Origin of the sequence: Crocosphaera watsonii WH 8501 (assembly GCF_000167195.1) — a bacterium.
Taxonomy (GTDB): Bacteria; Cyanobacteriota; Cyanobacteriia; order Cyanobacteriales; family Microcystaceae; genus Crocosphaera; species Crocosphaera watsonii.
In genome coordinates, this window is the sequence record NZ_AADV02000132.1 from 1 (window position 1) to 11,761 (window position 11,761).

Annotated in this window: 8 protein-coding genes and 3 pseudogenes; 5 read left to right on the top strand and 6 right to left on the bottom strand. The window is 35.9% G+C overall.

Features of this window, described 5'->3' with window-relative positions:
- Window positions 1–106: 106 nt before the first annotated feature.
- Both CWATDRAFT_RS25120 and CWATDRAFT_RS25125 read left to right on the top strand, forming a co-directional pair.
- Window positions 107–541 (top strand): annotated as a pseudogene (locus CWATDRAFT_RS25120) (IS66 family transposase); the annotation flags it as partial.
- A gap of 305 nt (window positions 542–846) precedes the next feature.
- Window positions 847–2,100, top strand: a pseudogene (locus tag CWATDRAFT_RS25125) (IS1634-like element ISCwa1 family transposase); the annotation flags it as partial.
- 216 nt (window positions 2,101–2,316) lie between these two features.
- On the opposite strand, the gene CWATDRAFT_RS25130 reads toward CWATDRAFT_RS25125, so the two are convergent.
- The 4 genes from CWATDRAFT_RS25130 to CWATDRAFT_RS37705 all read right to left on the bottom strand — a co-directional run bounded on the left by CWATDRAFT_RS25130 (window position 2,317) and on the right by CWATDRAFT_RS37705 (window position 5,751).
- A complete protein-coding gene (locus tag CWATDRAFT_RS25130; RefSeq protein ID WP_007307650.1) occupies window positions 2,317–2,649 on the bottom strand; it encodes a hypothetical protein in 333 nt (110 codons plus the stop codon).
- Window positions 2,650–2,739: 90 nt separating this feature from the next.
- Entirely contained in the window at window positions 2,740–3,705 is a 966-nt protein-coding gene (locus CWATDRAFT_RS25135; protein ID WP_007307649.1) for a PEP-CTERM sorting domain-containing protein, read from the bottom strand.
- A 180-nt stretch (window positions 3,706–3,885) separates the two neighbouring features.
- Window positions 3,886–5,160 carry a phosphopyruvate hydratase gene (gene eno, locus CWATDRAFT_RS25140; RefSeq protein WP_007307648.1) on the bottom strand — a complete coding sequence of 425 codons (1,275 nt, stop codon included), beginning with the start codon at window positions 5,158–5,160 and terminating at the stop codon, window positions 3,886–3,888.
- Between the two features lie 414 nt (window positions 5,161–5,574).
- Window positions 5,575–5,751, bottom strand: a complete 177-nt coding sequence (locus CWATDRAFT_RS37705) for a hypothetical protein (RefSeq protein WP_007312517.1) — start codon at window positions 5,749–5,751, stop codon at window positions 5,575–5,577.
- Between the two features lie 269 nt (window positions 5,752–6,020).
- On the opposite strand from CWATDRAFT_RS37705, the gene CWATDRAFT_RS25145 reads away from it, so the two are divergent.
- Window positions 6,021–6,557 carry a sugar O-acetyltransferase gene (locus CWATDRAFT_RS25145; protein WP_198139031.1) on the top strand — a complete coding sequence of 179 codons (537 nt, stop codon included), beginning with the start codon at window positions 6,021–6,023 and terminating at the stop codon, window positions 6,555–6,557.
- An 18-nt stretch (window positions 6,558–6,575) separates the two neighbouring features.
- Here CWATDRAFT_RS25145 and CWATDRAFT_RS25150 read toward each other — a convergent pair whose 3' ends face one another.
- Window positions 6,576–7,910 carry a proton extrusion protein PcxA gene (locus tag CWATDRAFT_RS25150; RefSeq protein WP_007307647.1) on the bottom strand — a complete coding sequence of 445 codons (1,335 nt, stop codon included), beginning with the start codon at window positions 7,908–7,910 and terminating at the stop codon, window positions 6,576–6,578.
- A 105-nt stretch (window positions 7,911–8,015) separates the two neighbouring features.
- Between CWATDRAFT_RS25150 and CWATDRAFT_RS25155 the strand changes: the two genes are divergently transcribed.
- The gene (locus tag CWATDRAFT_RS25155; protein ID WP_007307645.1) at window positions 8,016–10,160 is read left to right on the top strand and encodes a hypothetical protein; all 2,145 of its coding nucleotides are present in this window, start codon (window positions 8,016–8,018) and stop codon (window positions 10,158–10,160) included.
- Between the two features lie 174 nt (window positions 10,161–10,334).
- On the opposite strand, the gene CWATDRAFT_RS25160 is transcribed toward CWATDRAFT_RS25155, so the two are convergent.
- Window positions 10,335–10,703 (bottom strand): response regulator transcription factor, encoded by a 369-nt coding sequence (locus tag CWATDRAFT_RS25160; protein ID WP_007307646.1) that lies wholly within the window; start codon window positions 10,701–10,703, stop codon window positions 10,335–10,337.
- A 385-nt stretch (window positions 10,704–11,088) separates the two neighbouring features.
- On the opposite strand from CWATDRAFT_RS25160, the pseudogene CWATDRAFT_RS40495 reads away from it, so the two are divergent.
- Window positions 11,089–11,761 (top strand): annotated as a pseudogene (locus CWATDRAFT_RS40495) (ISAzo13-like element transposase-related protein); the annotation flags it as partial.

Genomic DNA, 11,761 nt, shown 5'->3' on the forward strand with positions numbered 1-11,761 from the left:
CGTTTGGCCTTCTTAGCAAGGGGTGGACAACAAAATGTGGCACTTTAGAAGGGGGTTAGGTCCTTTAAGCCAGTCTTTTCAACGAATCGAGATTTGCTCCAGATGACAAGCAGTTTTTGCAACGGCCCGTATCCATTATGGTCATTATCAGCTTCGAAATTAAACCTTGGAAGACTTAGGCTCCAAAAGAACAGAAGTCGAGAACTCACTGCAAAAGATTTTTAAAGCAACTCCCAAAAAAGGATGGCCTTATGATGCACAAAGATTGATTAACCGTGTCAAACGTCATTGGGAAGAGTGGTTCACCTTTCTAACTTATCCTGAAGTCAAACCAGATAATAATGATGCTGAGAGAGCTTTACGTCCCATTGTCATTCACCGCAAAGTAAGTGGGGGGGCAAGAAGCGACTGGGGTGCAGAGTTAGTCACCCAAATGTTCAGTTTTTTAGAGACCATGAGATTACAGGGGCAAAATGCCATTGTCCAATTATGCGAATTATTTTCATTAGCTGGTCGGAGTCCCCCAGGATTAGAGATGTAAAAGGCTCCGGAGCCGATGGGGGATAGATTTTTCTTGATCCCCCTATCTCTCTGCACAAAAATACACAGGATTAGCGGATAATCTCCGCTAACAAAAAACTATCTTACTATTCTTTTTTTTCTCATATTGTTGTTTTTATTTGAGGTTTTAAAAAGACTTGATTCTGGGAATGTTAGTCATTAAAATAGCCGTAATAAATTAGCTTAAATTTTACGTTAAATCACAGGGCTTATATTTTTGTTGACTCAACTGATGTTGTTTGTAGTGCTTTTCAATAAGACTTTTTTGTTGCGGTGAGCAGTTACCTTAAATACTCCCATTTAGATTCCACATCATTTCATTTAGATGGAGAATATAAAAGGGAAGAAGATAAAGAGAAACAGGAAGAAGAAAAAATTATTAAAGAAAGACCGATTTTTATTAAGAAAGGATATTCTCGGGATCATAGACCAGACTTAAAACAATGTGTCTTGGATTTAATAACAAGCCAAGATGGAGATATTCCATTATTTGTGAGAGTAGGAGATGGAAATGAATCTGATAAAGCTGTATTTGGAAAAGTTTTAGTAGAATTCAAAAAGCAAATAAAGTTTGATAGTATCATGGTTTGTGATAGTGCTTTATATGGTCAAGAAAATCTCCAACTAATCCAACATTTAAAATGGATAACGAGAGTTCCAATGACCATAAAAAAAGCAAAAGAATTAGTGCAAAATATAGAGGTGGAAGAAGTAAAAGATGAAGATAAAGAAAAAAGAAGTGACCTAAATTTAGAAAGTTATACCTGGAAAGAAGAAATTGTTACTTATGGTGGAATCAAGCAAACTTGGTTAATAGTCTTGAGTGAAAAAAGACAGAAAAGTGATTTGGAAAAACTAGAAAAACAACTTTCCCAAGAAGAGAAGAAATCCCAAAAATTTCTTAAAGAAATACAATCTGAAGAATTTGAACATCCTCAAGCTGCTCGATATAAATTAAAAGCTATTAATAAAAAATTGAGATTGTTGGAAATAAAAGAAGTTGAACTGATTGAAACTTACTCGAAAAAAAAGGAAAAGATTTATAAAATGATTAGTCTGATCATCAAAAAAGATGAAGAGATAAGTAGAAAGACTAAAGAAGCAGGAAAATTTATTTTAGCAACCAACTTAGTAGAGGAAAATAAATTAGAAGCTAGTGAAATTCTGATAACTTATAAAAACCAGCAATCTACGGAAAGAGGATTTCGATTTTTGAAAGATCCCTTATTTTTTACTGATAGTTTCTTCGTTGAAAAACCAGAAAGAATAGAAACAATGTTATTTTTAATGTCTTTGTGTTTGTTGATTTATAACTTGGGGCAAAGAGAATTAAGAAATTGTTTAAAAAGAGTCAAAAAAGGAATAAATAATCAAGTAGGGAAAGTAACATTGCGTCCGACTTTGAGGTGGATATTTCAATGTTTTCAAGGTATTCATTATGTGATTTTAAACGGAGTCAAACAAATTGTCAATTTAACAGAAGAAAGGCGTTTTATATTGAGTTTATTACCTGCATCTTGTCAAAGATATTATCTATAAATTGAATTGGATAAAGCAAAAATAATAAAAGAATAAGAGTCTAATGATATCAAATGAGAAGAGGAAAATCTCCTTCGTTTGTGCTGAGTCTTGCTAAGTTTTCAATGAGTATAAATCTTCTTAATTTGATTATTTTTCCTAAAAATTTAATGAAAAGAGAAATATTCTTGCCCAGGTATGATTTTCGGACTTTTTAAAACTATGTATTTTTTTATACTACATTTTGAAGTGCGGAATCTGGGTTGAACCAGAAGTTGTCAAAGCAAAACCAAATAATCCATCATTAGTAGAAATAGCTAACCCATCAACACTTATTCCAGCACCATTTAAGCTTAATTGACCATAATTAACAAAACCACCACCATTTTCGTTAAAAGAAAAGAGATTGGCCGGTGCTGCCCCTGGATAACTATTTTGTGCTTGTGAACTACTATCAATAAATCGAGATTTCACCCCAAAGACGATCGCCTCTGCCTCACTTGCACTAATTAAACTTAAACCCACAGCTAGAGTAGTTGTCAAAAATGTTGCAAAAATGTTCTTATTCATGATTATAAAATCTGTGTTTGAAGTAATGTGTCATTAGTTTAGCAATATATCATAGAAAAAAAATATTGGAGCTTCCCTTGTACTTCTATATTACAAGTCTTGTTTTAAGTTCTTTTTCTTGGATATTTCTCTTTTGAATAAAGTCCCAAAACCTAAAGCTGTTAAACTCCCTAATATAGTTAAAGGTTCAGGTACAGGTTGTGTTACTGTTACTACTGCTGCCAAGTCCATTGGCCCTGCATTATAACCACTATAAATATTGTTAAATAATGCAGTTTGTGTACTTGTTGTTAAATTAGCTATCCGAATATCATCTGAAGAATTAGCCTCTGCTATAAATGCAATATCTTCACCGGCATTATCAGAAAAAGTCAAACCAGCAAAGTTATTATTATTATTAGCAAAACCACTACTATTAATAATAATATAGTTATCTAAAACTTCCCCTGTATTTACATTAAAGGTATAATTTGTATTTCTATTTACTGAATAATAAAAAGTACCACCATTATCAATAGCAATATCAGAACTATTTGCTATGTTCACAGGAGAACCATTTAATATTAATTCTTTGTTTTCAAGGATTGATCCTGTATTTTGATCAATTCTTAATAGTTCATTCTGTTGAGCATCGATCGCCCACAATATATCACCTTGAAATACTGCACCTTTGATGATCCTACCATTTAATCGAGGACCGATCGCAGTCACCGCAGACTGTCCAGGGGTAATAGAAATCAAAGTTGAGCCAGAAGTATTGGAAGCAAAACCAAACAATCCATCATTAGCAGAAATAGCTAACCCATCAACACTTATTCCAGCACCATTTAACCTTAATTGACCATAATTAGTAAAACCTCCACCATTTTCGTTAAAAGAAAAGAGATTGCCCGGTGCTGCCCCTGGATAACTATTTTGTGCTTGTGAACTACTATCAATAAATCGAGATTTCACCCCAAAGACGATCGCCTCTGCCTCACTTGCGCTCATTAAACTTAAACCCACAGCTAGAGTAGTGGTCAAAAATGTTGTAAAAATGTTCTTATTCATGATCATAAAATCTGTGTTTGAAGTAATGTGTCATTAGTTTAACAATATATCATAGAAAAAAATATTGGTTCTTCTCAAAACAAATCAATGACAATTAATGTCCCCAAGTATTAATCACAATATTAGATTATTAAAATAAATTGGTAGGGGTCAATGGCCATTGACCCCTACAGAGAAATTATGAAATTACAAAAAGGCTGCTTTTCCTGCAAAACGGGCGGCTTTACCTAAGTCCCGTTCAATGCGTAACAGTTGGTTAAACTTAGCAATACGTTCACCACGACAACCGGAACCTGTTTTAATTTGTCCTGCACTTGTAGCCACTACTAAATCAGCAATGGTGGTGTCTTCTGTTTCACCGGAACGATGGGAAACAAAACATTTATAGTTATGCTTTTTGGCTAGTTCAATGGTGTCTAAGGTTTCGGTTAAACTACCAATTTGATTAACTTTAATAAGAACAGAATTAGCCACTCCTTTCTCGATACCTTCGGCTAAAATAGTAGGGTTAGTACAGAAAAGATCATCCCCCACTAATTCAACTTTATCGCCAATTTTATCCGTTAGTTCTTTCCAACCATCCCAGTCATTTTCTCCCATACCATCTTCTAAAGAAACAATGGGATATTTATTCATCCAATCTTGCCAAAGTGCCACCATTTCTGAGGGGGTTTTTGTGGAGTTATCAGACTTAAAGAATAAATATTTGCCATCTTTCCATAATTCTGAGGTAGCAGGATCAAGACAGATAGAAATATCTTCCCCAGGTTTATAACCCGCAGCTTCGATCGCCTCTATGATAAACTCGATGGCATCTTCATTGGATTTTAAATTAGGTGCAAACCCACCTTCATCCCCGATACCTGTGCTTAATCCTTTATCCTTGAGTAGACCCTTGAGAGTATGGAAGGTTTCTGCCCCCATACGAATAGCCTCGGCAAAACTAGGAGCATTATGAGGAGCAATCATGAATTCTTGAAAATCAACCGTATTATCGGCGTGAGATCCTCCATTGATAACGTTCATGCAGGGAACTGGTAATAAAGAAGCGTTGGTTCCCCCTAAATAGCGATAAAGAGGCATTTTCAGGTAATTAGCTGCGGTACGAGCAGCCGCTAAGGAAATGGCTAAAATGGCATTAGCCCCCATCTTAGCTTTATTAGGAGTACCATCAAGATCAATCATGGTTTGATCGATCGCCCGTTGTTGGGTAACATCCATACCAATGAGAGCCGGAGCCAGATGATTATTAGCGTTTTCGACGGCTTTAAGTACCCCTTTCCCTTTATAACGGGACTTGTCTCCATCACGCATTTCTACAGCCTCTTTTTCTCCTGTAGAAGCCCCAGAAGGCACTAACGCACTACCCACAGTACCATCTTCAAGCATGACTTGAGCTTCAACCGTAGGGTTTCCCCGTGAATCAAGCATTTCTGAGGCGATAATTCTTTTAATCCGCATGAATTCCAGTCTCCTTAATAATCGTTGCAATAGTTTACACTATTGAAGAAATCATGCTCTAATTATCTGTCATTTCTTGCTATTATTCTCGGGATTTTCCCTTAAGATTTTCTAAAAAATAACCTTAAACTAAAGGCAAATTCCTAATAATAAACTCTTAAATTTATCAAAAATAATTGGGTCTAAAATCCTGGCTTACAAGGAACCCATAGTTTTTGAAAGGGAGCATAAATCTCTGTCTCAAAAACAACTTCTAAGTTCCCCTCCTGGGAGGGACGGGGGTGGGTAGGTTAGAGGTGGGTTGACTTGGTGACTTGGTTAACTCAGCAACCCCAAATACCCCAATTTAGTTGGAATTAGCGATGCCAACGTTTATTTTGCTGGGAAAAATCACCCTTAAATACACTAATTTTGTTATTTAGATAAATAGTGAGAGAAAGGAGACTGTAATGACTTATTCATCTGTCTTTTCACCATTTTCGCCCAACTATCAAAATCAAAGTTTTCTGCTAGAGGATTTAGGGATTCCTGTAATTCTTTTTCTTGTTCCCCTGTAGGTAATATCCCGATGCCTACTCTTTGATTTTCCATTAATTAAACCTCCTAGCCGATGATTCGACTAATATTTTTTGCTGTTAACTTAGTTTTTTATCTTTTACCATCATACCTTTTTTGGGGAGAAATTAAACGGTTAACTTTCGGTTAAGCAAAGTTAAATTCTCTGATGATTTAGTAAACCTCCGTATAATTCTGGTTGTATAGTTTAGAAGATTGTGTTAACAGAGTAATATCGAATAAAGAACTTAAATTATTGATAATCTATGGACAATCCACAAAACTCGAGTAGAGAAAAGCAAAAAATGCTTAAAGGAGAATATTATAATTCTTTTGAAGAAAGCTTACTTTATGATAGAAAAAGAGCAAAAAAATTATGTCAACAATTAAATGCTATTCCTGATGGAAGTCAAGGCGAAAGAAGTAAAATAATTCAGAATTTATTACAAACAGATAAACAGGTATGGATTGAATCTCCTTTTCGCTGTGATTATGGTTATAATATTGAAGTTGGTGACAACTTTTATGCTAATTTTGGCTGTATTATTCTCGACTGCAATCTAGTTAAAATTGGTGACAATGTTAAATTTGGTCCCAATGTACAAGTTTATGCTGCAACCCATCCTACTAACCCCGAAGAAAGAATTGCAGGGAAAGAAATGGCCTATCCTATTACCATTGGTGATAATGTTTTGATTGGGGGAAGTTCTATTATTCTTCCTGGTGTGACTATTGGTAATAATAGTGTTATCGGTGCCGGAAGTATTGTGACAAAAAATATTCCTGAAAACGTTGTTGCTGTGGGCAACCCTTGTCGTGTTCTTCGGTCAATTAATTGTTAATTGTTAACTGTTAATTGCTTATTCATTCATATTCTTATAAGTAGCAACTGCGGAGGGAGAAATACGATTAAGATAACGGAAAATCCAATATTTAAGAACCGTATCTAAGATAACGGGAAACGTCGCAATAAACAGAAAGTTAAACTCTTGGTTTTCTGGTAAACCAAAATGATGAGCAACCCCTTCTAAAATAACCTCCCAACCATGAGGAGAGTGGAAACCCACGAACATATCAGTAAACAAAATAATCAAAAAGGCTTTAGCTGGATCACTTAAACCATATAAAATTTCATCCAAAAAAGATTTAAGAACTTCAATTTCTTTACGACTACTGACAATTACCAAAGCAAAGGCACCGATAGAAAATAAATCAGCAAAAACATTACCAATAGAGTCAATTCCATGGGCGCGGTACTCTTGGGTTATTTCTGTGGCTTTGTGCTTAACTTTTTCTTCAATTTCTTCATCTGTTAGGTTTTCTCGTAAACCAATTAAACCTTGAAATCTAAGGATTTCTTCATAATGACTTAATTCTTGAAACGCCTCTTCTTCTAAGTCTTTATTGATAAAAACAACCTGTTCATGATTTTGAAAATATTGACGAATAATAGGAGTTAATAGAAAAGTTTTTGTCAACTGATGAGTCAATAAAGGGACAATGATTAACAATAAAATAAACTTAATAGAAAGGGCTGTTCTCAAACGAGACTTCCTATATTTGTTGATAACTTGCTCTTCACTTTCTCCTGATTTTGGATCAATTTCTTGTTTAATACGATTCAGTGTGTTAATAAAAGAACGAGGTAAAACACCTGTTTTTTGCGAAGCAGAGGCTAAAGGATTATCATGGCTTTGAACCGTAGAATTGTGCAGTTTTTGTTCATTCTCTAATTGTTGCCTTTCTTGACCATTTAAAGATTGTTCGGGTAAAATCAGAGAAGCATTATCAATTGTGTGTGTAGCCCTAGATTGGTAATGAGATGTAACTTGGTCAATAAAGTCTAATTTATCAAAAATAATGGCAACCTTGGTCGCATTATTTTGTAGTTCTTTGTCATTTGTGATATCTTGAGAAGGGTCTTTAACATTAGAAATATTGAGAAATAGGCGACTGGTTTTAAACACACCCAATGCCATGTTTATTTTTTGTAAATGACCATTAACTTCTGTTTCAAAATAAGCAATAACGCTGTCACCATAGTCAGCATTTTCTGTGCCTACTTTCTGCCCACCAAAATGATTATCTTCAATTGCCTTGATCTTTAAAGCCGCTTTATATGCCGTATCTAAGGATCTTTGGGGAGTAGCTGTTAACCAATTAGAAGTCTTTTTAATCAACGACTTAAATTTCATAATAATTTCGACTTACCTGCAACAAAAAAAATAAACTCAACACACAAACCACAAGAAATCATTGCAAAATAATTGTCTGTTAACCCATTTACTTGAGGACTGTCCGTGAAACGAACCTCTCTGTGGATAGAAGGAACCACCCAAACCGGAAAAACAACCGAATTGATCCAAGAATTTTGTCATTGGGTTGAAGATAAACGTCAGAACAAAAATTTGTCTTCTGTTCAATCCGTCACCCAAAACTTGGCCTCATCAGTGTTGGTTTTTTCAGCTAATGATGATAATCGTCGTGAGTTAGCCGATCGACTCTCCTTGGCTGTCAAGGGAAGTTACCCTATTTACTGTAAAACCCCCATAGGCTGGATGAGAGATGAAATCAAACTGTTTTGGCCCTTATTGTTCGAGGAACTTTCTTTAAAAGCCCAGTTTCCCTTGCTTTTGCGCCCCGAAACGGAACAATTCCTGGCCACGGAGTTATGGCGACACCATCGGAGCGATCGTGGCAACTCCCCCGAAAACCAGTTTTTAGCAAATTTGACTGGAAATAGCGAGTTTCGCTTTGTTCGTCAAACCCTGGACTTACTCCAGTTAGCTGGTGCTAGTGGGCTTATGGTGGAGCATATACCCTATATTCTAGAACATGGTTTAGAGGGAGGGGAGTATTTTTTAGAACAGTTAAATAATTCGGAGATGACGGGGAATTCTTTGGCTCAATTACGGGGTGATCTCATTTTAGAATGGCAGGAATGGTGTTTAAATCGAGGTTTATTGAGTTATGGTTTAATTTATACCCTTTATTGGCGGTATTTATTGCCTAATTCCCAATATCAACACCATCTCACCACTCGTTATCAGGGCATTTTTGCCGATGATGTGGATGATTATCCGGCGATCGCTGTTGATTTATTTAAGTTTTTTTTAGATCATCATGCTTTTGGTGTATTTACCTACAACCCCGATGGACAAGTCCGTTTAGGATTAAATGCCGATCCTCAATTTTCATGTGAATTATCATCTCATTGTCAGGTCAAAATATTAGCCAACTATCCGAGAATTCAGAGTAATTATGGTGAATTAATTACCCAACTAGCCACTAATCCTTTATCGGTAGAAACCTTACCGGATTGTTTTACTTCTATCCAAGCTAGTTCCCGTGCTGAATTATTAAGAAAAACTGCTGACTTTATTGTTGCAACTATCAAAAGCAAGCAAATAAATCCCGAAGATGTCGCCATTATTGCCCCAGGATTAGACGAAATTGCCCGTTACACAATGCTGGAAATATTATCAGCAGCCAATATTCCTATTAAACCTTTAAATGAACAACGTTCTTTAATTAGTTTTCCTTTAGTTAAGGCTTTATTAACTCTATTAGGCATGGTTTATCCAGGTCTAGCTAGATTATTTAACGGGGATGATATTGCTCAAATGTTAACTGTTTTAACTTATAGTTATCAGGAAAAAATAGCTATAATTGATCCGGTAAGAGCAGGTTTAATTGCGGATAGTTGTTATCAGGTTAAATCGGAAAATTGCCAATTTTTACCCATTGAAACCTATCCCCGTTGGGATAGAATCGGTAATGGAGCAACAGAGGCTTATAATCATCTAATTGATTGGATAAATAAGATACAATTTCAAGTGGAACAAGACCAGCTTTCCAGTCCAGTGAGAGTGCTAGATAAAGCAATTAAAGAATTAATAGAAGTCAACTATCAATTATCTTATCAAGAATTATCCGCTCTAAGAGAATTAACAGAAACAACTCAACATTTTTGGGAAATAGATAATCGTTTACAACAATCTAATCCTAACCCAAAATTACCAAGAGCAACCTTAATTGAGTTTATTCAATTATTAAGACGGGGAACCATTACAGCTAACCCTCGCCCCCCCTATTACTTAGGGAAAAAACCCAGTTATGTCACCTTAGCAACTATATTCCAGTATCGCTCTTTAAAAAGTTGTCACCGTTGGCAACTTTGGCTAGATATATCCTCTAATTTATGGGAAAAAGGTGGGGCTTCAGTTTTATTTTGCGCCCCCTTATTCCTCAGAGAATGGTCAGGAAGAACCCTAACACCTGAAGATGAATTTGAGGCGGATCAAGCCCGTTTACAGCGCATTTTGAGGGATTTATTGGGACGAGTAAAGGATAAAGTTATACTCTGTCACAGTGACTTAAGTGTTAAGGGAACAGAACAAACAGGCCCTCTTTTGACTTTAGTTAATGGCTGTGAAGAAATATAGCAATAGACAGGCTAGTTAGGACACACAAATTATATTTTAAGGGAACAGGGAACAGGGAAAAGAAAAATGCCCTAATAGCCTTGGCGACTGCTATATGATAGAAATCAATCTGTTATCAATGGATAATTGATAGTTTATAATTCAACAACTTATTGACTAATAGTCAGCTTGTTCCTAAGAATTTCGTAGTAATTGTTTTACCGTTCCTAATAACTCATCATGAGGAAACGGCTTAACAATGTAAGCATCCGCCCCTTGTTTTAAACCCCAATAACTATCCACCTGGGTATTTTTTGTGGAACAAAGAATTACGGGAATATGTTCTGTTTTGGGATCGCTTTTAATACTACGACAAGTTTGATAACCATTCAGGTTAGGCATAACCACATCCAGAATGATTAAATCAGGAGCTAGTGATTTTAGCTTCTCTAGGGCCTCAGCCCCATCTATGGCGGTGGCAACAGAAAAGCCATTTTCTTTTAATAAACCAGCAATCAGTTCACGTTGGGCAGGGCTATCATCGGCTACGAGAATTGTAGGCATAACAAGTCATTTAAAAATAAGCTTAGGTGGCAATAAATTACAAATCCTATCAATATAGTATACCCAGGAATCCGCTCTAGCTATCATCTCATAAGGTGATTTCCGAGAAAGCTTTTCCCATAGGGGGTAATCGCTTGGACTAAAGGCTTTCAAGAAATAAAAGGAACAGAGAGTTAGCGGATCTTGGTACACAACTTTAAAATTTCATAATTGGCTTGTCTGAAAAAACAGAAGAAATAGATTAAAATGAAGAGGTAAAAAGATTAGAGAGAGTAAATTGAAGCTAAAACAGACAAATCATCCCTTAACCCCGTCGATGGTCGATGATTTACGTTTAGCAGCCTCAAAAATGACGGGAGCAGAGCGTCGTTCATTTCAAGCTGAAATGTGTCTCAAGTATTGTGGAGGAAGTGCCAGACAAACCGAAATCGTGTTTGGTTGGGGGAGAAAAAATGTTCAACTTGGATTACATGAAAAACGAACTGGGATAGTGTGTTTAGGATTACAATCAGTCAATAGTGGATGTAAAAAATGGGAGGAAAGATACCCAATAGTTGCCCAATCATTGAAAGAAATAGCCGAAGCTCACGCACAACAAAACCCCACATTTAATAACCCCATTGCCTATACAAGATTAACGGCGGCTGAAGCCATTAAACAATTAAGAAATCTAGGATATAATGGAGAGGAGGTTCCTGCTGCTTCGACAATGGCAGATATTTTAAATCGTTTGGGCTATCGATTAAGAAAAGTGGTAAAAGCTAAACCTAAAAAAAAATCTCGGAGACGGACGCTATCTTCGAGAATATAGAGAAAAAAGATAGAAAAAAAGACCCTTCTGTGAAACGTTTAAGTATGGATTGTAAAGCAACTGTGGAAATAGGAGAATATTCACGTGGCGGACAAACCAGAGGTTATAATCAAGCTCAAGATCATGATATGGGAACTAAAGAAAAATACGTTCCTTGTGGGATTGTAGATGAAGATACAGGGCAACTTTATGTAACTTTTGGAAGTTCTTATAAAACGAGTGAGGTGATTTCCAAGAAAAAGTTTCC